The organism is Ruegeria sp. CRTD044, from assembly GCF_059613485.1.
The window spans coordinates 382,213-406,343 of record NZ_JBXWSP010000011.1 but is presented as its reverse complement, the minus strand read 5'-3'; the positions used below and the strand labels follow the sequence as shown (position 1 = coordinate 406,343).

Annotated in this window: 24 protein-coding genes, 1 tRNA gene and 2 pseudogenes; 16 read left to right on the top strand and 11 right to left on the bottom strand. The window is 59.0% G+C overall.

The features are described 5' to 3' along the window. Positions 1 to 169 precede the first annotated feature (169 nt). Positions 170 to 1,111, top strand: a complete 942-nt coding sequence (locus tag AC2FNL_RS11890; RefSeq protein WP_496833760.1) for a hypothetical protein — start codon at positions 170 to 172, stop codon at positions 1,109 to 1,111. Between the two features lie 502 nt (positions 1,112 to 1,613). Here the strand turns inward: AC2FNL_RS11890 and AC2FNL_RS11885 are convergent. Next, positions 1,614 to 2,408, bottom strand: a complete 795-nt coding sequence (locus tag AC2FNL_RS11885; RefSeq protein ID WP_496833759.1) for an SDR family oxidoreductase — start codon at positions 2,406 to 2,408, stop codon at positions 1,614 to 1,616. A 229-nt stretch (positions 2,409 to 2,637) separates the two neighbouring features. On the opposite strand from AC2FNL_RS11885, the gene AC2FNL_RS11880 reads away from it, so the two are divergent. Together AC2FNL_RS11880 and AC2FNL_RS11875 are read left to right on the top strand one after the other, a co-directional pair. Beyond that, positions 2,638 to 3,597, top strand: coding sequence for a TAXI family TRAP transporter solute-binding subunit (locus AC2FNL_RS11880; RefSeq protein WP_496833758.1), 960 nt, complete (start codon positions 2,638 to 2,640; stop codon positions 3,595 to 3,597). Between the two features lie 72 nt (positions 3,598 to 3,669). Then, the gene (locus AC2FNL_RS11875) at positions 3,670 to 5,463 is read left to right on the top strand and encodes a TRAP transporter permease (protein WP_496833757.1); all 1,794 of its coding nucleotides are present in this window, start codon (positions 3,670 to 3,672) and stop codon (positions 5,461 to 5,463) included. A gap of 140 nt (positions 5,464 to 5,603) precedes the next feature. Here the strand turns inward: AC2FNL_RS11875 and AC2FNL_RS11870 are convergent, their stop codons facing one another. Then, positions 5,604 to 5,801, bottom strand: coding sequence for a hypothetical protein (locus tag AC2FNL_RS11870; protein WP_496833756.1), 198 nt, complete (start codon positions 5,799 to 5,801; stop codon positions 5,604 to 5,606). Between the two features lie 538 nt (positions 5,802 to 6,339). Further along, positions 6,340 to 6,990 carry a 5-formyltetrahydrofolate cyclo-ligase gene (locus AC2FNL_RS11865; RefSeq protein ID WP_496833755.1) on the bottom strand — a complete coding sequence of 217 codons (651 nt, stop codon included), beginning with the start codon at positions 6,988 to 6,990 and terminating at the stop codon, positions 6,340 to 6,342. Positions 6,991 to 7,283: 293 nt separating this feature from the next. Between AC2FNL_RS11865 and AC2FNL_RS11860 the strand changes: the two genes are divergently transcribed. The 7 genes and pseudogenes from AC2FNL_RS11860 to AC2FNL_RS11830 all read left to right on the top strand — a co-directional run bounded on the left by AC2FNL_RS11860 (position 7,284) and on the right by AC2FNL_RS11830 (position 12,287). Continuing rightward, complete coding sequence (locus tag AC2FNL_RS11860) at positions 7,284 to 8,171, top strand: LysR family transcriptional regulator (protein ID WP_496833754.1); 888 nt, start codon at positions 7,284 to 7,286, stop codon at positions 8,169 to 8,171. A gap of 107 nt (positions 8,172 to 8,278) precedes the next feature. Continuing rightward, positions 8,279 to 8,902 carry an NAD(P)H:quinone oxidoreductase gene (wrbA, locus tag AC2FNL_RS11855; RefSeq protein ID WP_170446185.1) on the top strand — a complete coding sequence of 208 codons (624 nt, stop codon included), beginning with the start codon at positions 8,279 to 8,281 and terminating at the stop codon, positions 8,900 to 8,902. Further along, positions 8,902 to 9,540 (top strand): DsbA family oxidoreductase, encoded by a 639-nt coding sequence (locus AC2FNL_RS11850; protein ID WP_496833753.1) that lies wholly within the window; start codon positions 8,902 to 8,904, stop codon positions 9,538 to 9,540. Before wrbA ends, AC2FNL_RS11850 begins: the two co-directional genes overlap by 1 nt. A 177-nt stretch (positions 9,541 to 9,717) precedes the next feature. Beyond that, positions 9,718 to 10,614 carry an EamA family transporter gene (locus tag AC2FNL_RS11845; protein ID WP_496833752.1) on the top strand — a complete coding sequence of 299 codons (897 nt, stop codon included), beginning with the start codon at positions 9,718 to 9,720 and terminating at the stop codon, positions 10,612 to 10,614. Positions 10,615 to 10,869: 255 nt separating this feature from the next. Beyond that, a pseudogene (locus AC2FNL_RS11840) lies at positions 10,870 to 11,019 on the top strand (IS3 family transposase); the annotation flags it as partial. Between the two features lie 132 nt (positions 11,020 to 11,151). Next, a pseudogene (locus AC2FNL_RS11835) lies at positions 11,152 to 11,286 on the top strand (excisionase family DNA-binding protein); the annotation flags it as partial. Between the two features lie 17 nt (positions 11,287 to 11,303). After that, complete coding sequence (locus AC2FNL_RS11830; protein ID WP_496833751.1) at positions 11,304 to 12,287, top strand: tyrosine-type recombinase/integrase; 984 nt, start codon at positions 11,304 to 11,306, stop codon at positions 12,285 to 12,287. Positions 12,288 to 12,356: 69 nt separating this feature from the next. Here AC2FNL_RS11830 and AC2FNL_RS11825 read toward each other — a convergent pair. Next, positions 12,357 to 12,433: transfer RNA gene (locus AC2FNL_RS11825), tRNA-Pro, on the bottom strand. A 105-nt stretch (positions 12,434 to 12,538) separates the two neighbouring features. Next, positions 12,539 to 13,651: a THUMP domain-containing class I SAM-dependent RNA methyltransferase gene (locus AC2FNL_RS11820; RefSeq protein WP_496833750.1), complete on the bottom strand. Its 1,113-nt coding sequence runs from the start codon at positions 13,649 to 13,651 to the stop codon at positions 12,539 to 12,541. Between the two features lie 298 nt (positions 13,652 to 13,949). On the opposite strand from AC2FNL_RS11820, the gene AC2FNL_RS11815 reads away from it, so the two are divergent. From AC2FNL_RS11815 to nqrF, 6 genes are read left to right on the top strand one after another with little or no spacing between them, the layout of a single operon-like run. After that, positions 13,950 to 15,293, top strand: coding sequence for a Na(+)-translocating NADH-quinone reductase subunit A (locus tag AC2FNL_RS11815; protein WP_496833749.1), 1,344 nt, complete (start codon positions 13,950 to 13,952; stop codon positions 15,291 to 15,293). A 5-nt stretch (positions 15,294 to 15,298) separates the two neighbouring features. Then, complete coding sequence (locus AC2FNL_RS11810; protein WP_170407596.1) at positions 15,299 to 16,507, top strand: NADH:ubiquinone reductase (Na(+)-transporting) subunit B; 1,209 nt, start codon at positions 15,299 to 15,301, stop codon at positions 16,505 to 16,507. Further along, entirely contained in the window at positions 16,500 to 17,315 is an 816-nt protein-coding gene (locus tag AC2FNL_RS11805; protein WP_170341479.1) for a Na(+)-translocating NADH-quinone reductase subunit C, read from the top strand. Before AC2FNL_RS11810 ends, AC2FNL_RS11805 begins: the two co-directional genes overlap by 8 nt. Continuing rightward, a complete protein-coding gene (locus AC2FNL_RS11800) occupies positions 17,315 to 17,968 on the top strand; it encodes an NADH:ubiquinone reductase (Na(+)-transporting) subunit D (protein WP_170341481.1) in 654 nt (217 codons plus the stop codon). Before AC2FNL_RS11805 ends, AC2FNL_RS11800 begins: the two co-directional genes overlap by 1 nt. After that, positions 17,968 to 18,576: an NADH:ubiquinone reductase (Na(+)-transporting) subunit E gene (gene nqrE / locus AC2FNL_RS11795; RefSeq protein WP_050603817.1), complete on the top strand. Its 609-nt coding sequence runs from the start codon at positions 17,968 to 17,970 to the stop codon at positions 18,574 to 18,576. The genes AC2FNL_RS11800 and nqrE overlap by 1 nt, the downstream gene beginning before the upstream one ends. Before the next feature lie 12 nt (positions 18,577 to 18,588). Beyond that, positions 18,589 to 19,809, top strand: coding sequence for an NADH:ubiquinone reductase (Na(+)-transporting) subunit F (gene nqrF / locus AC2FNL_RS11790; RefSeq protein WP_093963365.1), 1,221 nt, complete (start codon positions 18,589 to 18,591; stop codon positions 19,807 to 19,809). Positions 19,810 to 20,112: 303 nt separating this feature from the next. Here the strand turns inward: nqrF and AC2FNL_RS11785 are convergent, their stop codons facing one another. The 6 genes from AC2FNL_RS11785 to AC2FNL_RS11760 all read right to left on the bottom strand — a co-directional run bounded on the left by AC2FNL_RS11785 (position 20,113) and on the right by AC2FNL_RS11760 (position 24,076). Beyond that, on the bottom strand, positions 20,113 to 20,430 hold the full coding sequence (locus AC2FNL_RS11785) for a hypothetical protein (protein ID WP_496833748.1): 318 nt from the start codon (positions 20,428 to 20,430) through the stop codon (positions 20,113 to 20,115). 39 nt (positions 20,431 to 20,469) lie between these two features. Further along, on the bottom strand, positions 20,470 to 21,753 hold the full coding sequence (gene tviB, locus AC2FNL_RS11780) for a Vi polysaccharide biosynthesis UDP-N-acetylglucosamine C-6 dehydrogenase TviB (protein WP_496833747.1): 1,284 nt from the start codon (positions 21,751 to 21,753) through the stop codon (positions 20,470 to 20,472). Between the two features lie 22 nt (positions 21,754 to 21,775). Next, entirely contained in the window at positions 21,776 to 22,789 is a 1,014-nt protein-coding gene (locus AC2FNL_RS11775) for a GDP-mannose 4,6-dehydratase (RefSeq protein ID WP_496833746.1), read from the bottom strand. A 113-nt stretch (positions 22,790 to 22,902) separates the two neighbouring features. Further along, entirely contained in the window at positions 22,903 to 23,025 is a 123-nt protein-coding gene (locus tag AC2FNL_RS11770) for a hypothetical protein (protein ID WP_496833745.1), read from the bottom strand. 144 nt (positions 23,026 to 23,169) lie between these two features. Beyond that, on the bottom strand, positions 23,170 to 23,841 hold the full coding sequence (locus AC2FNL_RS11765) for a polysaccharide biosynthesis/export family protein (RefSeq protein ID WP_496833744.1): 672 nt from the start codon (positions 23,839 to 23,841) through the stop codon (positions 23,170 to 23,172). Then, complete coding sequence (locus AC2FNL_RS11760) at positions 23,801 to 24,076, bottom strand: hypothetical protein (protein WP_496833743.1); 276 nt, start codon at positions 24,074 to 24,076, stop codon at positions 23,801 to 23,803. The genes AC2FNL_RS11765 and AC2FNL_RS11760 overlap by 41 nt, the downstream gene beginning before the upstream one ends. Positions 24,077 to 24,131 lie beyond the last annotated feature (55 nt).

Here is a 24,131-nt window from a genome sequence, read left to right as displayed (position 1 = left end):
GCGGTGTACAGGGGCCGGATGAGTTATGAAATGGTTGGTATGGACTGGGACCTTGTGCTGTCTGGCGCTTGCGGTCGTCGTTTTGGCCGTTCCACAGGTTCGGTTTCTGTTCTTCGGGCTTCCGGAGCAACGGCTGGAAGGTAGCGCGATTTCCAAAGCCGAAACAGGATTGGCGTCTGTTGCCGAGGCGACCCGAGTTCAAGTGGAACAGGCGTTGCGAGATGCGGGCCTGAGCGAAAAGCCACTTCTGGGCGACATTTCTATCTCCGGTCATCTCGCCCGCCTCGATGACGGTGTGGTCTCATCCCAGCAACTGATGGAATATGCCGCGGGGCTCAGGGTGCTCGCTCTTCGAACCGGTGATTTCGGCCGCCAGATTCCATCGACCTTCTGGGACGTGGATACCGACCAGTTGCGCGCAGATGGTTGGGATGCTTATCGCGTTGTCGACGCGCTTGCGTCAGTAGAGGGCGAACCATACCTTGAAGCGCTCGGCGGCGCCTACACCCGGTTTCACGCCTTCAAGCTGGCCGAGATGTCAGGGGGCGGCACTGATGACACGGCGCTCGACACGGCGCTTGACCTGTTCCAGGCAGCAATCAAACTGATTGAGATAGTTCCGCCGGAGCACATGCTGGAGACTTCGGAATACATTCGCGGAAGGGAGCAGGCGGCGCTCTACCTCTGGCAGCAATTGATTGTGGGGTCCTCGCGCCGCAACCCACTCACACATATCAAGCTGTTCAACCACGGATTCACCACGCGGTTCCATGTTGGAACGATCTGGCAATATGAAACCGGGATCGAACTGGACAACTCATCGATCTGGGGCGTTTCCGGCTTTGCACCTGAATTCGTTGGCCCGCCGGAGAACAACAACCAAGTCGAACACATGTCGATCAGCATGACGGTTCAGGGCATCCTGCGAGAGCCGCTTCTGGTCCTTGAGGCCTTCGAGGAGTTCGAGACCCTTTCCGGATCGGCCACCGCAGCCGAGGCAGCTGCCGACGACGCGTTGAATGCTGCGATCCAGCAGGCGTTCATTCCCGGTTTCGAGGACGATCTTCCGTCGGCAGTTGCTGCGCTGCGTGAGCAACTGCATGAGCGCTAATTGATTCAATCGCCAGTAATAACTGCAGCTTGCAAAAAACGGTTTATGAAACCCACCTGTGACCAGCACATTTTGCCGAACAAGGTGCCCTTAGCGGTCGTCCGCTTTGAGTTTTGACTAACGGCCGCACTGCGTCGTTCGCTACACGCGGAGTTATGTTGCACTTGCGAAGCCGTCACAATACGAGAAGGCTGGCAAAGCTCAGTTGGCCGACGTCTAGTTGAGTCTGGTGAGCGGCGGGTTTGTCCCGCATTTCGGCGTTCGCAAAGCCTGACGGTGAAGGTCCGGTTAGGGCCGAGTGCAGACCCTAGATTGCGATCAACGAACGAGGGCTTTGTCCGCAGCTTCGCCGTTGACGCAATTCTTCCTACGTTCGGTTGTAGGTAGAAGCCGCCGCTGAGAATGTGGTTATTTTTTGGGTCCCGAGCCTAGTTGTCTGACTGCGATTTGGCCGATACGTTCGCGCTTGGTTAGGTCGCCAATCATCCTGGTTGGTATTGAGCTAGCGTCCCGGGGTCGCTGCGGAACCTGCCAGTATGCCTCCGTCAATCGATAATTCGGCACCGGTGATGTAAGTAGCTTCGTCGGAAGCGAGAAGCACAGCCAGAGCCGCGACTTCTTCGGTAGTTCCAAACCGTCGCAATGGAGTGTCCGCGACCATCGCAGCTTCACGCTCAGCTCTGTCTGGTCCTTCACCCAGCATCGGCTCCCACATCGGTGTCATGATAGCCGCGGGATGGATGGAATTGCATCGGATCGCAAGGCCTTGGCTTGCGCAATACAAGGCAACGGACTTTGTATGATTGCGAACTGCAGCCTTGGAAGCCGCATAGGCCGCCGCCATCGGGATTCCAACAAGGCCAGATCGGGAGGAGATATTGATGATCGATCCGACACCATTCCTTCGCATTGCCTTGATCCCATAACGGCAGCCCAAGAAAGTCCCGTCGTTGTTCACGGCATGGACGGCTCGCCAGTCAGCCAGGCTGGCGTGCTCAGGATCGTGTGCAGGAGGGGTGCCGGTCGCGGAAGATTCAAAGCCCGTTACACCAGCGTTGTTCACCAACACGTCCAACACCGGAAATTCAGCCTCAACCCTTTGCCAATCCGCCTCCGACGAGACGTTAAGCTCGCGGAATATTGCGTCGATTTCATCTGCGGAACTTTGGCCGTTTTTGGCGTCGACATCTGTCAGAATGACGTCAGCGCCTTCTTCGCGAAACGCTCTGGCGATGGCCAGTCCTATTCCTCGGGCTCCTCCGGTCACAAGAGCGGTTTTCTTTTCCAACCTGGACATCACACGCTCCTGAGACAGATCTGCGAAGGCTAGGCGTTTCACCTAAATGCGGTTTGCCACCTGCCTTTTTCATGTAGTCAAATAGCAAAGACAACACCAGTCTGTCGGACCTTGGTTCCACAACTTCCTGATTGGTGAACCAGAGACGCCCCGCGCCACCGAGATCCCGGGCCATTGACCCCGGATCAGTCTGAGTGCTTTATCGCTGCTATCAAAGGGAGACTCTCAAATGTTCGACAATTTCAAGCGCATGGTTGCCGCCGTAGCCGCCACGGTGGTCGTGTCATCTCCGGTTTGGGCCGAAACGCGCGTGACCTACAAGTCCGCCAAGGCGGGGACTTCATACTACCAAATGGGCGTCCAGATCGCCGAAGCCATGAAGGCCGGATCGGACGGGAACATCATTGTGACCGTCGAAGAAGGTCAGGGTTCGGTTCAGAACGTAATGGAAGTTCGCGCGCGCGGTGGCGACTATGTGTTCACTACACCGCCGGCCTTGGTTGGGCTGGCTCAGGGCGGAAAAGCGATGTTCGAGGGCAAAAGCGATCCGTCCTTTGACGAGATCCGCGCCCTGTTCCCGATCCCTTCCTTGACCATGCATTTTGTTGTTTCCGCGGACAGCGGGATCGATAGCTTTGAAGACATGGAAGGCAAAACCATCCTCTTGGGAAAAGGCAGTTTTGGCGCGCGCGAAGGCGAGAAATACCTGAACTTGTTTGGACTTGAAGGCAAAGTCAACATTGCCGATGCAGAGCTCTCCAACGCTGTCGCCGCCCTGAAAAACGGCCAGATCGACGGCTTTGTTACCGCCGGCTCCTGGCCCGCCCCGAATGTGGTGGAAGCCGCCGCTTCGGCCGGTGTGAAAGTGCTGTCCCTGAGTGACGACCAAGTCGCGCAGACCAAGCGCGCCCGTCTGGTAATACCGGTCGGCACCTATGCTGGTCAGGATGAGGATATCGTGACGACTTCTTTGCCAGTCGTTGCATATACCACCACCAAGATGGACGATGACACCGCCTATCAGCTGACCAAGACCTTCTGGGAAAGCAAGAATGCGATGGCTGATACTGCGGCCTGGTGGGCCGGTGTTGATACCGACCTGATGGATAACATCACGGGCAAGATCCATCCCGGAGCAATACGTTACTACAAGGAAGCGGGCATTGCGCTGACTGACGACCAAATGTAGCTCACCCTTCGAATAGTTTAAGCTGAGGCCGGGCCGAAATTGGCCCGGTTTTTCTGTCGGGAAGGAAACAACGTGACCGGATCGGTTGATCTTCCGCAAAAGTGGAGCCTGCGAGCCTTGTGGATTGCCTTGGCATTGGCTCTGGTCGCTTTCCACATCGGGTTGGTCTTTCTAGGCCTTGTTCCCAACCTGGTCAGTCGACCGTTGCACCTAGCGCTCATTCTGCCTTGGGTGTTCTTGTTCGGCGTGGTCGATCGCGCTCGTTTTGTCTCAGGTGCGGTGCTTTCCGCAATCGGTGTCGCCTCGGCGCTTTGGGTGGCCTGGAACCACGAAATGCTGGGGGACCAATATGGTTTTCTGGAAAGCCGTTTTCAGGTCGCAGTAGGATTTGCGCTTTTGGCCGTGGTAATTGAAGCCGCAAGGCGCGCCATCGGCTGGCCGCTTCCCACAGTGGCAGCCCTCGCGCTTCTCTATGCATTTTTCGGTCAGCACATTCCCGGGGAGTTTGGTCATTCGGGAATGCCTCTGCGTTCCTTCCTTGGTTCGATGACCATTGCCGAAGGTGGCATCTGGGGCAGCCTTACGGCCGTCTCCGTCGGCGTGGTCTCGATTTTCGTGATATTTGGCGCCGTCTTGAACGCCGGCGAGGCGGGACAGGGCTTCATGAATGTAGCGGCTGCTGCCGCTGGCCGGCTCAAAGGCGGAGCGGCCAAGGTTTCCGTTTTGTCGTCTGCGCTGTTTGGCTCCATATCCGGTTCGGCCAGCGCAAATGTTGCTTCGACCGGAGCCATTACGCTCCCCGCCATGATGCGGTTGGGATACCCTAAGCGGCTGGCGGCGGGTGTCGAAGCCGTTGCAAGTTCGGGCGGACAGATCATGCCGCCGCTGATGGGAGCAGGCGCCTTTGTCATGGTCGAGCTCACGGGCGTCCCCTATACCCAGATCATGGGAGCCGCGCTTCTGCCTGCCATTCTCTATTTCTTGGCGGTCTGGGTGGGTATCAACGCCTACGCCACCCGGTTTGAGCTCAAGGGCTTGGACCCATCACAACGCCCGAAAACGCGCGATGTGGTCGTAACGTCCCTGTTCTTCCTCGTGCCCTTCAGCGTGTTGATGGTCGGAATGTTCGCAGCCGGCTACACGCCCCAATATGCGGCATGCCTTGCCATTTTCGCAGGAGCATTCCTGTTGCTGATCGATGGCAAGCTGACGTTCGACGTGAACAGGACCGCAGCCCGCATAATCCAAGCGCTGGTCACCGCATCCCGGCAAGTGTCCATGATCGCGGCTATCATCTTCTGCGCCTCGATCATTATCGGCGTCTTGGGGGCGACCGGGCTGGGCGTAAAGATCACTTCCGTGATCCTCGAAGGGTCTGGGGGCGTGTTGTGGGCATCCTTGTTGTTGACTGCCATTGCCTGCCTGATCCTGGGCATGGAAGTGCCGACAACGGCGGCTTACGTGATCTGCGTATCGGTGGCCGGCCCGGCCTTGATGCAGCTTGGCCTTGAGCCACTCCAAGCACATTTGTTCGTTTTCTGGTTCGCGCTGTTATCCACGATTACGCCACCCGTTTGTGGGGCTGTTTTCATCGCTGCTGGGATGGCGGGAGAAAACTGGATCAAGGTGGCGCTGACAGCGATGGCTTTAGGTGTCGGCCTCTATTTGATCCCGGTCGGGATGATCACTTGGCCGGATCTGATCCAACTTCCGTCTGAGCCAGTTGCTGCTATTACGGCATTTGTTGCCTTGGCCCTTGGGCTGTCAGCGTTGTCTTTCGCGCTGATTGGGCGGGCAAATATTTTGGTGAGAACGGCCTTGGGCCTCGCGAGCGTTGCGATCCTTTTGGGGCCGGTGATTGTGTGAGTTGGATCACGGGTTGTGGCGTTCGCCAACGCATCGTTTTTCGGGAGTCGCGGCCTGTTGCTAAGATCCGGACTTATCGCCTTCGATCATTGCATAGTGATGATGAAATATGCCGAGGTCCTGATGCAACGAGAAAGCCATCAAGACAGCAATTTCATCGATCCCTTGAGCCGCTTTTCCGCGTCGTTTGCAATGGCATGCAAGCGCTCTCGACGAGTCACATTTTCGCCGGACCCCTCCTGGCTTGATGACAAACCGGTTCGCGTGCGCCCTGTGTTTTCATCCCGTCCCGGACGCTTGTGGAGGTCTTGTTTTTTGCTTTCGTCTGTCTGTGCCATTCCGTTTCCTCCGTCTAGCCGTGAATCGTAGGCGATGGCTTCACCTGTGGCAATCACCCAGGAAACAGTTGGCCTTTGAATAGCTGACTGGTCTGTTCACAGATCACTGACCGCCGGGACCAGGAATGGCTCATGATCCTGTTCGCGGGATCCGTAGCGCTTACGAAAGAATGAAGTCTTAGAATTCTTTCGATGTGCGAAAGGGGATGCATTTTGGCTTGGCGCAGTTCAGAGAGCCAAAGCTCCCATTCAGTAAGAGACCAGGCACGCTTTGTTCGCTGGCTGCGGTCTGTTCGACTGCAAATCCAATCTCGGTCGGTCCCGGGGCCAGCACTCTAGTTGGCGGGCCTCCGGAAAAATCTTTCGAGTGTATTAGAGCGGTGTGTCCGTCAGTGTAGTCAGCGCGTTGTGATGGGGTGCCATGGCTGCACTGCGACGCTGTTGACCGGGGTGGCAACGTCAAGCTGTCCGAGCGGGAAAGTGAGCCTGGTGCGTAAGCATCTGTTAGAGACACTTGGCGCAAACACACCAATTTGAGTCAAGGTAAGCTTTTCCCATCGGACAGCACGATTTCATCCATCGGCACATCCCAAGGCATCGGGAAGATGGTTTCGATCACGCAATTTGCGAAACCCACGCCAATTACATGTGGACGTGGATCCAAGGACGCTAGCGTTCTGTCGTAATATCCACCGCCATTGCCCAGCCGGTAGAGGCTTTCGTCAACACCGACCAATGGTGCAATGACGATGTCCGGCACGTCTGCGCAGCTGTTTTTGGGAACCGGAATGTTCCACACGCCGCGCATCATTTCGCAGCCAGGGGACCACTTGTGGAATTCAAGCGGCTGGTCCTTTCCTCCCACAACAGGCAGAAGAACCGTGGCTCCGGCTTTATAAATCGACGCCATCCATTGCCGCAAATCAGGTTCGCCGCGAATGGGCCAATAAATCGCGATCTTCAGTCCTGGCTCCGGAGTGATGACGCTCTCCAACCCCGCGACCAATGTTTTGGTGGCATGTTCCCGTTCTTGAAGTGGCATCTTTCTCTGTGCCAACAGTCGAGCCCGCTCGGCCTGCCGGAAACGCGCAACATCGCGCGCGGCTTCGCGGTCGATACTAACTCCGGCGACGATCAGATGTTGGAAGCAGGGTGCTGAACCGCCAAGATCCGAATTGTCATCACTCATGCCGTTGCCTCCTGTGGCACCCTGCAATTAGTTTGCAAATGATTCAATACTACTGGTTGTTGAGCCCGATCATTCAAATCAACCGATTTGGCGCTTGTCGCAGCCTTGACTGCAGTGCGGGTGTTTTCATACTTGAGACAGCGATCTCCTACGTATCAAGCGTTGTCCAGAGCGTTGCCTGCGGAGATTTTGGAAGCACAAGTTTTAGGCCGCCGCCGTAGGAAATGGATGCGCGTTATTTGCGCGCAAATACGTCTGCTAGGGCCGTCAATTCGACAGAAAGGGTGCCCGATATGGACAAGCTGGCGGTCATGCACGCCTTTCGGCGCATCGTGGAACGCGGCAGCTTTGCGCGCGCATCCGAGGACTTAGGCGTGTCGCCAGCGTTGCTGAGCCGAGAGGTCAGGCTCTTGGAAGAAAGCTTGGGCACGCTTCTTCTGACCCGGACCACTCGGTCCATGTCACTCACCGATGCGGGCCGACTATATTACGAGGAGGCGCAAAACATTCTCGCTGCGGTAGGCGACGTTGAGAACCGCATCCGGGAGGGGGCCGGAGCGGTCCGGGGACACCTGCGAGTCAATGCGTCCAGCTCTTTTGGCCAAGAGGTGATTGCACCGATGCTGCCGGGGTTCATGGCGAGCTACCCTGATTTGCGGGTCACGCTGTCGATGGATGATCGCGTCGTCGACATGGTTGAAGGCGGTTTTGACGTGTCGATCCGCATTCGTGCAGCGATGCCAGACTCGGCGTTGGTTGCCCGAAAGATCGGAGCGGTGCGGCAAAGAGTGTATGCCTCACCAGCTTATGTTGCGTCGGCCGGAATGCCGGAAAAACCCGAGGACGTAGCCCGGCACAAAGTGATCGGATTTCTTCTTGCCGATCACCTCACCACATGGACGCTTACTGGTCCGGATGGGACAACCACAGTTGAGCTCGACCCAATGATCCGCGTGGGGAACAGTCTTGTTCTGCGAGACTTGCTGATTTCCGGTCAAGGTATCGGGACCTTGCCCGATTTCGTCTCGCGCCGCGCCGAAGCGCGCGGAGATCTGGTCCGCGTTCTTCCTGACTACGAGCTCCCGGCGCCTGAAATCTTTGCCGTAACAACATCAAGACTGGGTGCGGACGCAAAGGTATCGGCCTTTGTCGATCATCTGCGATCGGCCTTGCGCGACTGAGATTATTCAACCTGCGTAAAGAATGAAGTCAAACCAGACCGCTTACTGCGTGGTCGGGTATTTCCCATTCTCTCTGGCAAGCAAACGTCACGCCTGAGAGGTTCAAAATGACACGCATTCTCGTTCTTTACTATTCCAGCTACGGTCACGTCCGCGCCCTTGCAGAGGCTGAGGCGGAAGGCGCACGCAGCGTCGCCGGCACACATGTCGATCTGCGTCGCGTTCCGGAAACCGTTCCTGAAGAAATTCGCCAAAAAGCAGGGTTCACAGACGACAGAACCCCTGTGGCAAGCCCTGCCGACCTTGAGCGCTACGACGCCATCATCTTTGGCACACCAACCCTGTTCGGCATGATGGCCGGTCAGATGAAATCCTTTCTCGATCAAGCCGGCAGCCTTTGGGCGCGCAATGCACTGGTTGGCAAGGTCGCGGCGGTTTTTGCCTCCACCGGCTCGCAGCATGGCGGGCACGAAGCGACGCTGCTTACTACGCAAGTCCCGCTCCAGCACTTTGGAATGCTGATCGTTGGCATGCCTTATACCTATGTTGGCCAAACCACGGCTGACGAAATCGTCGGCGGCGCGCCCTACGGCGCTGGCACCATCGCTGGCGCGGATGGATCGCGCAGTCCGACAGAGAAGGATCTCGCCGGTGCGCGGTTTCAGGGCAAACATGTTGCGCGAATCGCAGTGCGGCTGGCCGGGGCGAACCTTCATGAGGAGGCCGCGTGATGGCGCCCCTCACTGTAGAGTTCTACCACGATGTCGTGTGCTGCTGGTGTTTCAACATTTCCTCGCGGCTGCGCGAACTTGCCACCGAGTTCGATCTGAAGGTCGTGCATAGAACTTTTATCCTGCAGGCAAGTCGCGCAGAAATGGCAGAGCGGTGGGGCACAGCGGATCAGGCCCGTGATACCATCCTTGGCCATTGGTCGGTTTGCCGACAGGTCAGCGACCGGCCCGAATTGGTTGATATCGATGCGATGCGCACGGCTAAATTCGACTATCCGCACGGAATGACCGCAGCCATCGGTTGCAAGGCAGCGGAACGCTTGGGCGGACAACCTGCCCATTGGGATATGTTCGACCGCCTCCAATTGGCCCATCTCAGCGAGGCGCGCAACGTCGCGGACACCGAGGTTGTGTTTAGCGTCGCAGACGAACTGGGTCACGACCCGCGCTTGTTCGCCGAAGTGTTCCGGGACCCAGCATCGGCCCGGGCGGTGGAGCAAGACCGACACCGCGCGCGCGCTCTGCAAGTTCACTCTGTTCCGACCCTCATCATACGAGAAACCGGCACTCGTCTGGTCAATGGGCCAACCGATGACCTTGCCGCGCAGTTGCGAACTGCCATGCGCCTGGTCGCCTGAAAGGAGAACGCCATGAAACGCATCATTCGACGGGTTTTCAAACCCATCCAACCGCCACGCCATGTGCGTTGCGATCTGCCACCTGAACTACGTCGCGACATGGGGCTTCCCCCGTGTCCGCAACGTCCCCGCTTGAAGATCCACACTCTGTGGTGATTAAGAATCTGGAGCTCTGCCATGTCCCGCACAACCGACATCTTTCTGACCGCTCTGGCGCCCGCCGTCTGGGGCAGCACCTACCTGGTTACGACCGAGGCTTTGCCGGACGGCTACCCGATCACCTTGGCAGCTTTGCGCGCGCTACCGGCCGGGCTGCTTCTTCTGGCGCTGACACGCTGTCTGCCTCATCGCGCCTGGCTGGGTAGGGTCTTTCTGCTGGGCGCCTTCAATTTTGCAGTGTTTTGGGTGCTGCTGTTCATTGCAGCCTATCGCCTTCCAGGCGGCGTTGCGGCGACCTTGGGTGCTCTTCAGGCAATGATGGTTATCTTCATGGCGCATGGCTGGCTCGGCACCCCCATCCGGATCGGGGCAGTTGTGGCAGCAGCGACTGGTGTCGTGGGAGTGGCCCTGTTGCTTGTCACACCGGAGGCCGCGTTGGACCCTGTCGGTGTTGCCGCCGGTCTTGGCGGGGCCGCGTCGATGGCGGCGGGAACTGTTCTCAGCCGGAAATGGCTACCACCAGTCTCAGCACTGAGCTTCACCGCTTGGCAGTTGACGGCTGGTGGTTTGATCCTGGTACCCGTGGCTTTGATCTTTGAACCGCCTCTACCTGCGCTCAGCGCGACAAATGTTGCCGGTCTTTTGTGGCTTGGATTGATTGGTGCTGCAGCTACCTATGCTCTTTGGTTCCGTGGCATAGCGCGCCTGGAGCCCAGTGCGGTTTCGATGCTTGGGATGATGAGCCCCTTGACAGCTGTCGTGCTCGGTTGGGTATTTCTTGGACAGGGGTTGAGCCTCACACAGTTGATAGGATCAACCCTAGTTATTGGCTCTGTTTTGATCGGCCAAAGAGTAAACCGAAAGGACAATTTGGGTTCAAATATTTGGCGATCATCGACAGTCGAGTCCGTCTGATGGTTTTTCCGTCGGCATGTGGACAGCTCAGAATGTCGACCGCATGCTCAAGTCATTAGAGCGAGTATCCGTAGAATTCGTTTCCGGTCAGGACCATGTCCGCGACCAGTAGTGCGGCACGAAGCATGCTGGTCCTGCCCGGCATCTGGTCGTAGCGAACATTGCCTTTGACCTGCTCCCCGCAAAATCACTCACCATGAAGTAGAGTCTGCCCAACCTATGTAGGAGCAGACGAATGCGGAAGAGCCGTTTTAAAACACCGTCGGGCCGCACCCATCGCTCGGGAACAAAACGCCGGCCGAGGCGCGCCGGACGCATGAGCAATTTGAGGGCTCCGCGCCCGGCGCGCTTGCCAAACCCGAAACCGACGACTACCAAAATCAAACCCGCACACTTTCGTCATGAACGAGGGGCCAGCGGGGCAGGTCAGAATTTCTTTCGTTTATTTTCAATATCTTAAACTTTTTCTCCCAAAACTTCGCGCATCGCAGCTCCTCGTCGCTATAGACAACTCAACTTGATCGAGGAGAGCAAAAGGTGACACGACCGTATACCCCGGAATCCCTTGCAAAGCGTTGGGATTGCAGCGCTGAAACTGTGCGGCAGCTCTGCAAGTCAGGCCGACTGAGTTCGTTTAGAATTGGTCGGCTTTTTCGCATCCCTTCACAGGCAGTAGAGGAATTTGAGCAGTGCAGGAATACACAATCGGCCGCCTCAAAGGTCGCTTCGTCGTTGTCTGGTATGAGAAAGGTGGAAAAAGACGCCGGTATCGTCGTGATGCGGAAACCCGTGAGGCAGCTGAAGCAGAAGCGCGGGATATCCTCCTCTCCGCAACAGCCCAGAAAAGCCAGTTGACCGTGGAAATGATCTGGCATGCATATAGCGAAACCGTCGTAGGCCGCCCGGTCCATGAAGACATGAAATACACAGGGCGTTCGGTTCTGCCATGGTTCGGATCTCTTCGCCCTGATCAGATCAGTGCGAATGACTGCCGTGCCTATATTGCGGACCGGAAGAGAGCGGGAATTCAGGATGGAACGATCTGGACCCAACTGGGGAAACTGAGAACATGTTTGAATTGGGCGGAGAAGACAGGGCTGATTGAGCGAGCGTCCTACATAGAACGCCCTAGCAAACCTGCGCCGAAAGAGAGACACTTAACGCGAGACGAGATCAAGAAGCTGCTTTCAGTTGATTGCGCACCCCACATCAAACTGGCGATCCGGCTGATGCTGTCGACAGCGGCACGAGTGACTGCCGTCTTGGCACTCACCTGGGACAGGGTAGATTTTTCGCGCCGCCAGATAATTCTTCGCACCGGTGAGGGGCGCAGAAAGGGCCGCGCCATAGTGCCCATGACCGACGGTCTCGACTCAGCATTGATAGACGCACACGAAGCGGCACTTTCGGAGTATGTGATTGAATGGGCGGGCGGTCCTGTGAAGTCTATCAAGAAAGGGTTCAAGGCGGCTGCGGACGCCGCTGGGCTGCGGAACGTTTTGCCGCATGTTCTTCGGCATACTGCGGCAGTCCATATGGCTGAAGCAGGAATTTCGATGGATGAGATAGCTCAGTATCTCGGCCACACCGATACCAGAATCACGGCGCCGACCTATGCTCGGTTCAGTCCCGAGCATCTGCGGAAGACTGCCAGAGTTCTGGAGTTCGAATAGCAATGAGGTTCAACGAACCTTGGGGCTCTGTCCTGCCACCAAAAGGCGCCAAAGGGCGCCTTGATTTATTGGTCGGAGTGAGAGGATTCGAACCTCCGACCCCTGCCTCCCGAAGACAGTGCTCTACCAGGCTGAGCTACACTCCGACCGTGGCGCGTGATCTATACCCAGTGGATTTGATGCGCAAGAGGGATTCTGTGTGCTTTTTGTCCGAACTGGCTATGCCGCTTGGACCCGCAGGAATTGTCCGGTCAGGGCAGGGCCTCGGTTTGATAGAGGCGTATCTTCGTGCCGCCATGATCGACGATCGGACCCGGAGGCAGCAACGGCAGGCGGGTGGCGCGCGCCAGAGACTGGTTGCTGGTAACGACGCCGACACGCCAGCCGGAAAACCTGGACAACATCACCTTGCCAAAGCTGCCATACAGCGACCGCAGGCGTTTTTCATCGCCGATGCGTGCCCCATACGGTGGGTTGACGATTACCAGGCCCGGCCCGCCCATGGGCGGTTTCAGGTCAGCGACTGCGCGTTTTTGGAATTGCGTCGCGCCGTCCACCCCGGCGCGGCTGGCATTTGCCTGCGCGGCCGCGATCGCCCCGTCATTCCGGTCCGAGCCAAAGAACACGGTATCTGTCTGCGTCGCGACCCAGTCGGCGCGGAGTTCTGCCCATGCCTTGGGGTCGAATCCAGCAAAGTCCTGAAAGGCAAAGGCTCTGTCGCGGCCGGGCGGCAGGCCCATCGCGATCTGCGCGGCTTCGATCACGAAAGTGCCCGAGCCGCACATCGGGTCCAGCACCGGTTCAGATCCGTCAAAGCCGCAATTGCGCAGAAACATCGCCGCCATCGTTTCGCGCATGGGGGCCTTGGCGACCGCTTCTTTGTGCCCACGCTTGTGCAGCGCCTCTCCGGAACTGTCGAGGGAAAGTGTGCAGATGTCTTTCTCGATTCGCAGTAGAACGCGGACCGTCGCCTCGGACGAGATCGGAGCCCCCAACGTGTCAGAGATCGCGCCTTCAATCCGTTGCCGTGCGGCGCCGGCATGATAGATGCGGGACTTTCGACTGGTGGCCTCAACCCGGACCGGAACGTCGGGTTTCAGAAAAACTCCCCACGGAAACTTTCGCGCCCGCTTGTCCAGCTGAGCCAGGTGCACAGCCGGGAACGAGCCCACCCGAACCAACACCTTGTTGGCCCCGCGCAACTGGAGATTGGCCCGCCAGACCTCGCGCAGGTTGCCACGAACCGTGACACCTCCGGGTGCGAGCCGGGCCTCTGCGAATCCGGCCTCCTGCGCTTCGGCAAGGAGGGGAGTCTCCAGACCGGGTGTCGCGACCAGAAAAATCTCAAGATCGGTGTTGTCCATTCCGGCTGCTTATAACAGCAGGGCCGTCCGTGCGACACGAAATTTCCTACCAAGTTTTTGGTATTCTGCCCGTGGTTTCGGGTAAAAATATATACACGGCGCGCGATTTGGGCGGTAACAGGTTTGCGTTTGGCCGCTTCGCCGCGTAAAGGGGCCGTAATCAGAGAGACGTCCGCGGGTTTCGGCCGGTCCTCGTCGTTTTAGCGACGGGCTTGACGAAACTCCGCGCCATTCAGCGCCCAAAGCAAAGGGCCCTGTATGACGGGCGCAAGAAAAAGGCTTGGAAGAACGTAGCGACATGCAAACTTTCAAACTGAAAAAGGGACTGGACCTTCCGATTGAGGGATCGCCTGAACAGGTCATTCAGCCCGGGCCAGCATATTCTTCGGTTGGCGTACTGGGCGGAGACTATATCGGTCTCAAACCACGGATGCTGGTGCAGGAAGGCGACCTCGTCCAGCGCGGCACGCCGCTGTTCTGCCACAAGGACGCACCCGAGGCGATGATGGTGGCGCCGCTGACCGGCAAGGTCGTGGCCATCAACCGCGGCGCGAGGCGCGTGTTGCAGAGCGTCGTCATCGAAGTGTCGGAGCCCAACGACCCCGGTGTCGATTTCTCAAGCGTGGGCGATGCCGAGACCGCGCAGGGCCTCACCGCCAAGCTGTGCGCCGCCGGCCTGTGGACCGCGTTCCGCACGCGGCCCTATTCCAAGATGCCGCAGCCGGGCACCCAGCCCGCCGCGATTTTCGTCACCGCCATGGACAGCGAGCCGCTGGCCGCCGATGCCGCGCTGATCATCAATGACGCGGCCGAGGCCTTTGCCGCCGGTCTGGCCGCCGTTGCCAAGCTGACCGAGGGCAAGACCTATCTGTGCCAGAAGGATGGCGACACGATCCCCGGCACTGATCTGCCGGGCGTCGAGGCCGCGGCCTTCAGCGGCCCCCATCCTGCGGGATTGGCCGGGACACATATCCATTTCCTCGAACCCGTGACCGCCGAGAAAACCGTCTGGACCATCGGCTATCAGGACGTGATTGCCATCGGGCGGCTGCTGCAGTCGGGCCATCTGGACCCGAACGTGGTGGTCGCTCTGACCGGTCCCGGCGCGCGTCAACCGCGTCTGATCCGCACCGTCATGGGGGCCTCGACCGAGGATCTGACCCGCGACGAGATCACTGTCGACGGCGAAGCACGGGTCATTTCGGGTTCGGTCCTGTCGGGCCGTCACGCCACTGGGCCGTTCGCCTATCTGGGACGCTTCGCGCGTCAGATCTGCATCATCCGCGAGGATCACGACCAGATCCCGATGGGCTGGATCCGTCCGATGCCGTCGAAATACGCGGTGCAGCCGGTTCTGGGTTCGGCATTTGCCAAAAAGCTGTTCGCCTTCACATCGAACCTGAACGGCGGTCGCCGCGCCATGGTGCCCACCGGCACCTTCGAAGAGCTCATGCCGCAGGACTACCTGCCGACGCAACTGTTGCGGGCGCTTTTGGTGATGGATACCGACACGGCGCAGGCCCTGGGCGCGCTGGAGCTGGACGAAGAGGATTTGGGCCTTGTGGGCTTTGCCTGTCCGGCCAAGTATGAATACGGGCTGGCGCTGCGCGACTGCCTGACCAAGATTGAAAAGGAGGGCTGATCCACATGGGTTTGCGCAGCTTCTTTGACCGGATCGAGCCGAACTTCACCAAGGGCGGCAAGTACGAGAAGTTCTTCCCCATCTATGAGATGGTGGAAAGCTTCATCTACACTCCGAAAACCGTAACATCCGTTGCGCCGCACGCGCGGTCCTACGTGGATATGAAGCGGATCATGACCTATGTCGTGATCGCCACCATCCCCTGCATCCTGTGGGGCATGTACAATACCGGCTTCCAGGCCAACTCGGCCATCGCGACGCTGGGCCCGGAGTCGGCAACCGGGTGGCGCATCGCCATCCTGCAGGCCCTGGGCATTTCTCTGGATCCCTCCAGCATCTTTGCCAACGTGATGCACGGGCTGATGTATTTCCTGCCGATCTATATCGTGACACTGGTCGCGGGCGGCACCTTCGAGGTGATCTTTGCCACCGTGCGCGGGCATGAAGTGAACGAGGGCTTTCTCGTCACCTCGATGCTGTACACGCTGATCATGCCGGCCACCGCGCCGTTGTGGCAGGTGGCGCTGGGGATCATCTTTGGTGTGGTCATCGGCAAGGAAGTGTTCGGGGGCACCGGCAAGAATTTCCTCAACCCCGCGCTGGTGGGGCGCGCCTTCCTGTATTTCGCCTATCCCGCATCCATGTCGGGTGACGCGGTCTGGACCCCGGTCGACGGTTTTTCCGGCGCGACCGCGCTGGCCGTTTCGGCCGCCGACGGCTACCAGGCGCTGGCGGCCGAGGGCATCACATGGTGGAACGCCTTCTTCGGCTCGATCCAGGGCAGCTTTGGTGAGACATCGACCCTGGCCTGCATGGTCGGGCTGGCCTTCCTGCTGATGACCAAGATTGCCAACTACCGCCTGATCGTGGGCTGTCTGGCAGGGACCATCGGCTTTACCCTGCTGCTGAACCTGATCGGATCGGACACCAACCCGATGTTCGCGATGCCGTGGTACTGGCACGTCGTGCTGGGCGGTTATGCGTTCGGTCTGGCCTTCATGGTGACCGAGCCGGTCTCGGCCAGCCACACCAACATGGGCCGCTATATCTATGGCGCGCTGATCGGGGTCATGGTCGTGATGATCCGGGTGGTGAACCCGGCCTTCCCAGAAGGCATGATGCTGGCCATCCTGTTCGGCAACGTCTTTGCGCCGCTGATCGACCATTTCGTCGTTCAGGCAAACATCAAACGGAGGGCGCGTCGCCATGTCTGATACGCAATCCCCTGAACCCAAAGGCGCCATCGCCCGGTTCCTGGCGGCCTCGCCGGACTCGGTGGGCAAGACGATCTTCATCGCGGTCGCCGTGTGCCTCGTGGCGTCGATGATCGTGTCGGCAGCGGCGGTCAGCCTGCGCCCGGTGCAAGAGGCCAACAAGCTCAAGGACAAGCAGATCAACGTTCTGCAGGTCGCGGGCGTTTATGAGCCGGGCATCGACGTGGCCGAGGCTTTTGCCGCTTTCGAACCGCATGTGCTGGAACTGGCGACGGGTGAGTTCGTCGACGACCAGTTCGACCCGGCCACGTTCGACGACATTGCCGCCGCCAGTGACCCCGAGTTGAGCGAGCCGCTTGCCGACGACCCTGCCGGCATCGGCCGCAAGGCGAAATACCGCGTGATCTACCTGCTGCGCGACGAAAACGGCGCGCTGGACAAGGTGATCCTGCCGGTCCACGGTTATGGGCTGTGGTCCACGCTCTATGGCTTCATCGCGCTCGAAGCGAATGGCAACGACATCTTCGGGCTGCAATTCTATCAGCACGGGGAAACGCCGGGCCTGGGGGCCGAGGTGGACAACCCGCGTTGGAAAGCCCTCTGGAGCGGCAAGAAGCTGCGCGACGATACGGGTGATCTCCAGATCACGGTCGCCAAAACCATGCCCGCCGCAGGGCCTGACTTCTATATCGATGCGCTGGCCGGCGCGACCCTGACTACGGTCGGCGTCGATAACCTGGTGAAATTCTGGATGGGGGACGCGGGCTATGCTCCGTTCCTGGCCAAGCTGCAAGCAGGAGAGATCTGATGTCACAGACCAAGAAAGATCTGCTGGTCGACCCGCTTGTCGACAACAACCCGATCACGCTGCAGGTGTTGGGCATCTGCTCGGCGCTGGCGGTAACTTCTTCGCTGCAGGTGGCCTTCGTGATGTCGCTGGCGGTGATGTTCGTGACGGCGTTTTCGTCCTTTTTCATCTCATGCCTGCGCAACCAGATCCCCGGCTCGATCCGGATCATCGTGCAGATGGTCATCATCGCGTCGCTGGTGATCCTCGTCGACCAGATCCTCAAGGCCTATGCGTTTGAGATTTCGAAAACGCTGTCGGTCTTCGTGGGCCTCATCATCACCAACTGCATCGTGATGGGTCGGGCCGAAGCCTTTGCCATGAAGAACCCGCCAGTGGCGTCCTTCATCGACGGCTTGGGCAACGGCATGGGTTATGGCCTTATCCTTATGCTGGTCGGCGTCATCCGCGAGCTGTTCGGCTCGGGCTCGTTGTTCGGGGTGACCATCCTGGAAACCGTGAACAACGGTGGCTGGTACGTCCCCAACGGCTTGCTGCTGCTGCCGCCGTCGGCCTTTTTCATCATCGGCCTGATCATCTGGGCCTTCCGTACGTGGAAGCCGAACCAGGTCGAGGAACGTGAATACAAGATCCAGCAGGTAGAGGCGCACTGATGGAAGGTCTCATCTCACTGGCCGTGAAGGCCATCTTCGTCGAAAACCTCGCGCTCAGCTTTTTCCTGGGCATGTGTACCTTCATCGCCGTGTCGAAAAAAATCTCGACGGCGCTGGGGCTTGGGATCTCGGTCATGGTCGTGCAGGCCATCACCGTTCCGGCCAACAACCTGTTGCTGAACTACCTGCTCAAGCCGGGTGCGCTGGCGTGGGCCGGGTTCCCGGATGTGGACCTGACCTTTCTCGGCCTGATTTCATATATCGGCGTGATCGCTGCGATGGTGCAGATCCTCGAGATGGTTTTGGACAAGTATTTCCCGCCGCTCTACAACGCGCTGGGGATCTTCCTGCCGCTGATCACGGTGAACTGCGCCATCCTGGGCGGCTCGCTGTTCATGGTCGAACGCGACTACAACTTTGCCGAGGCCGCGACCTATGGCCTGTCCTCAGGCTTTGGTTGGGCGCTGGCGATCACCGCCATGGCTGGGGTGCGCGAAAAACTGAAATATTCCGACATTCCGGACGGGCTGCAGGGCCTCGGCATCACCTTCATCACCGCAGGTCTGATGGCGATGGCCTTCATGTCCTTCTCGGGCGTCAAACTGTAAAGGGGCAGGGGCATGGAAACTTTCTCGCTCGGCGTTGTCCTTTTCACCCTGATCGTTCTGGCCCTGGTCGCGCTGATCATGGCGGCCCGGTCTCGGCTGGTTTCATCGGGCAACGTCAACATCACCATCAACGGTGAGAAAACCATCTCGGTTCCTGCCGGCGGCAAGCTGCTGCAGACGCTGGCAGCCGAAAAGCTGTTCGTTCCGTCGGCTTGCGGCGGCGGCGGTACCTGCGCGCAGTGCCGGGTGCGTGTGCTGGAGGGCGGCGGGTCGATCCTGCCGACCGAAGAAAGCCACATCACCAAGCGCGAGGCCACCTGCGGTGACCGCCTGTCGTGCCAGGTGGCCGTCAAGCAGGACATGAAGATCGAAGTTCCCGAAGAGGTCTTTGGCGTCAAGAAATGGGAGTGCACCGTCCGGTCGAATGACAACGTTGCGACCTTCATCAAGGAACTGGTGCTGGAACTTCCCGAAGGCGAGGATGTGAATTTCCGCGCGGGCGGGTACATCCAGATCGCCGCCCCGGCGCACAAGGTCGACTACAGCGATTTCGACGTCGCCGAGGAATACCGTGAGGATTGGGACAAGTTCAATCTGTGGCAGTACAAATCCACGGTTACCGAACCGATCGAGCGGGCCTATTCGATGGCCAACTACCCCAACGAAAAAGGCATCATCATGCTCAACGTGCGGATCGCCTCGCCCCCGCCGGGGTCCGAAGGCATTCCGCCCGGGCAGATGTCGTCCTACATCTTCAACCTGAAGCCGGGTGACAAAGTCACGATCTCTGGTCCGTTCGGGGAATTCTTCGCACGCGAGACCGACAAAGAGATGGTGTTCGTCGGTGGCGGCGCGGGCATGGCCCCGATGCGCAGCCACATCTTCGACCAGCTCAAGCGTCTGAACACCAAACGCAAAATCACTTTCTGGTACGGTGCCCGGTCACGCCGCGAGATGTTCTATGTTGAAGATTTCGACCAGCTGGCAGCCGAGAACGAAAACTTCGAGTGGCACGTTGCTTTGTCCGACCCGCAACCGGGCGACGATTGGGAAGGCTACACGGGGTTCATCCACAACGTGCTGTTCGAGGAATACCTCAAGAACCACCCGGCGCCCGAAGACTGCGAATTTTACATGTGCGGTCCGCCAATCATGAACCAGTCGGTCATCAACATGCTGCTGGATCTGGGTGTTGATCGCGAAGACATCATGCTGGACGACTTTGGTGGCTAAGAAATAACCGGCGCAAGATTGCGCCGGTTTCATTTTGTAACATCAAGACCCAGAACGCTGTGTATTGCCGTCGGTGGGTCAACGCGGTTGTCCCGCATTTAGCGTTCTACCAACACCAACGTCCGGGCGACACGACGACGATACCATAGACCCTGCAGCCGGTGAAACCGCCGCCCTTGACGGCTGTCCAAAAATCCCAGCCAGATCACGTATCGCAACAGGCAATAGGCCCAGGCCCTGAGCCCATCGGACGAGAACGTGCTGCATTCCCCATCGCAATCAGCGCGGTGGTCGCGGCGCCAGTCAGCACTGACACAAAAGCAAGGGCGCAGAGCACAACGAACCAAGCACCGGCGGCATGCAGTTACTTTTTGCAGACGCAGCTTCGATAGGCCACCGACGCTCGGCCAGTGCGTACAATCGTGCAATGGCTTGGTTCAGACCACCGAATACGGCCACCTGCCCAAAGCTGAAGGCCGTCAAGGCCAAAGCCAAGTGCGCATAAACCGACGGCTCCAACAGGCCGGTCTGCACCCGGACCAGCGCCAGCCCGCCGGTCAGAAGGCTGAACTGGCCGGCGGCAACCCACAGGGCCTCGGACCTTGCAGACAGAGGTTTCACAGTCAGAGAATGTCTCTCATTTCAGTGTGCTGACGCGTGTCAGAGCCTCAGATCACTGGCGCTGCGCGGCAGGCAGGATTTGACGTCGAACAGGACATTCCGGACCTTTCCAAACGCGCGGATTTCGGCCGGATCCATCGCAAGATATGCGTCATGGGCAACCGCAAGGACGATACCGTCATAGGTGCCGGGCTTGGGGTGCTCCAGCAGGTCGATCCCATACTCGTCACGCGCGGCTTGCGGATCGGCATGGGGATCGTGCACGTCCACGATCACGCCGTAGCTCTGCAACTCGTGAACGATGTCCACGACCCGGGTGTTTCGCAGATCAGGGCAGTTTTCTTTGAAGGTCAGCCCCATGACCAGGACCCGGGCGTCCGTCATCTCGATCCGCTCGCGGATCATCCGCTTGACCAACTGGGCCACGACATATGCGCCCATTCCATCATTCAGGCGCCGCCCTGCCAGAATGACCTGGGGATGATGGCCAACGGCCTCGGCCTTGTGGGTCAGGTAGTAGGGGTCGACCCCGATGCAATGCCCACCGACAAGGCCGGGGCGGAAGGGCAGGAAATTCCATTTGGTGCCCGCTGCGCGCAGCACGGCATCGGTGTCGATGCCCAGGCGGCCAAAGATCATGGCAAGTTCGTTCACCAGGGCGATATTCAGATCGCGCTGTGTGTTCTCGATCACCTTCGCAGCCTCGGCCACGCGGATGCTTTCGGCCTTGTGCGTCCCCGCCGTGATGATCCGCGCATAGAGCGCGTCCACCAGATCGGCGGCCTTAGGCGTCGATCCGGACGTCACCTTGCAGATATCGGCGATGCGATGCGCCTTGTCGCCGGGATTGATCCTTTCAGGACTGTACCCGGCAAAGAAATCCACGTTGAAACGCAAGCCGGATTCCCGCTCGAGGATCGGGACGCAGTCTTCCTCGGTCGCGCCGGGGTAGACGGTTGATTCATAGATGACCAGATCACCAGGCTTCAACACCCGTCCAACCGTTTCAGAGGCGCGCATCAATGGTGCAAGGTCTGGCTGTTTTTGTGCTGTGATCGGTGTGGGCACCGTCACGATATACGTGTCACAGTCCGCCAGATCAGCGGGGTCAGTGGTAAATATTAGACCCCCGGCGGCGGACAATTCGTCTTCGCTGACCTCATGCGTGGCGTCCTTGCCCTGGCGCAACGCGTCGATGCGCGTGGGATTGATGTCAAAGCCCAGAACCGGTCCGATCTTGCCAAAGGCAGCGGCCAGCGGCAGGCCAACATAGCCCAGACCGATCACGGCGATCCGGCGCGAATTGGGGTTTGTATCAAGCATACGTCAGGTCCGGGTCACTAGATCATTTGCCGTGGTATTCGCGGAACCATTCGACGAACTGAGCGATTCCATCCTTGAAATCGGTCTGCGGACGATACCCGGTCAGGCGTTGCAGCAGGTCGGTATTGGCCCATGTCGCCGGAACATCACCCATCTGCATGGGCATGTAATTCCGGATCGCCTTCTTGCCCACGGCTTCCTCGATTGCTTCGACGAAATCCATCAGACGCACCTTGTCACCATTTCCGATGTTGACCACGCGAAAGGGCGCGACCGGCGACAAGCTGTCACCCTCCTCGATATCCTCCGGGCTGTCCGGACGGACGGGGACCGCATCGATCAACAACCGGATCCCGCGCACCAGGTCGTTCACATTGGTGAAGTCGCGATACATTTCGCCGTGGTTGTAGATGTCGATCGGGCGCCCATCCAGAATTGCATCGACAAACTTGTACAGGGCCAGGTCCGGACGGCCCCAGGTGCCGTATACGGTGAAGAACCGAAACATGGTCGTGGGCAGATCCCAGAGATGGGCATAGGAATGGCCCATCGCTTCGTTCGCCTTCTTGGTGGCAGAATAGATCGTCAATTGGGTGTCGGCCTTTTCCACCTCGGTAAAGGGCATGTCTTCGTTTGCCCCGTACACCGAAGAGGTAGAGGCCATGAGCAGGTGCCCGACCTTGTGCTGACGGGCCACCTCCATCACGTTGAACGTACCCACAACGTTTGAATCGATATAGCTGCGCGGGTGTTCAAGGCTGTAACGCACACCCGCCTGAGCGGCGAGGTGAACGATCACCTCGGGCTGGAATTCGTCTGCAACCTGCATGAGGCGTTCGTGGTTTTCCAACAGATCCTCGGTTGCCGAGAAGCCGGGCGTCTGCAACAGCATCTGATGGCGGCGCTGTTTGAGAGTGACGTCGTAGTAATCCGTCATCCCGTCATAGCCATGGACCTGAAACCCTTCGGACAAAAGCAGCTTGGCCAGGTGGAACCCGATGAAGCCCGCAGTGCCCGTAATCAATACCCGTTGCATGAAACCCTCGAACGCAAATCAACAATCCCGACCATCAGGGACCCTTTCGACCCGCCAAGGTCAAGGGGATTATCGGTCGGTGGAGCCTCATATCCGATGCAAGGCAGGGCGCGTCAACCATTTGCCGCGTCCAGCCCCGCATTGACCCGCGAGGGCAGGAATTGATCCAGCGCCCGACCCCAGGTCGTGATCGGCTGTTCCCGGATGAAGACAATATCGTTGGGGCGCAGTTCCATACGGGCCGCGATCGACAATGCCGCGCTGTTCGGAACTCAGTTGGCTGCGAACCGTGAAATTGTCACGTAACTCCGTCAGTTCGGCGCTGCGCAGATCGACCTCCTGCTAAAGTTCGGCCAAGGCGGCCCCCCGAGCCTGCTGGTTCAGGCTGATGACGTCGATCTGATCGCGATAAATCGCGAGAGCCGGTCCAGGTCATAGCTGGTATCGGCAAACACGGCGTCCCCGTTCAAAAGGACCAGTTGCCGGAAGTCCGGTCGGGCCAGGTAGTTTCGCAACGGAATCTTATACAAATCCCCACTACGGTAGATGCGGATCGTGCCCAGCTCTCGATCCCGGGTCGTCAGGCCTCCGGCCGCGGCAATCGCCTGACCGAGTGTCAAGGGAGTGACGGTCAGCGGCACCACGACCGGCGTTGCAACCAGCCCGCCTACCGCGACGTGTTTCGAGTTGTACGCCACCACCTCCAGCGACACGGCCGTTTCCGCCTCACTTATCGTTCGGCCGGCGACTTGAACCCGACCGGCGTCGGGGATCGAGATCGTGCCGTCATCGCGCACGGTGAAGGTATCCCGCTGAGCACCCGCGCCAGCAAGTTCGGCAACCCGTGCGGGGTGTATGATCGCCACTACATCACCCGGTCCTAGGTGGTAAGGTGGAGCCTTCACTCGCGGAGGCGCGCGCAACTCAAGCGGCTCGGGGGTGAAATCCGGAACGGCAGGACCATCCGGCAGCGCAGCCAATCGGGAGTGGGCCGGCCCGGTGCTTGCGGTTTCATAGAAGGACTGCGGCAGACTGCGTGGCCGATAGGGCATCGTCACCGACCAGCCATAGGCGCTCGCCTGCTCTGATCTGCGTCGCAAAAGACCGCCTCGGTTGAACCGTGTGACCCAAAGCCGCTTCCAATTCAGGGATGGCATCGTCGGTGGCGATTTCAAAGCGGATCGATGCACCACCCACGTTGCTGAGAAGAATGTCCTGGTCCGCGGCCGCAACGTGGCGGTTTTCGACAGACCACTGCGCGGCCGGTTTGTAAGTCATCGAAGGCATGGAAAGCTCCTGTTGTTTGTCGGCGGCCACTCCAATGCCGAGGACCCTTGCGTTG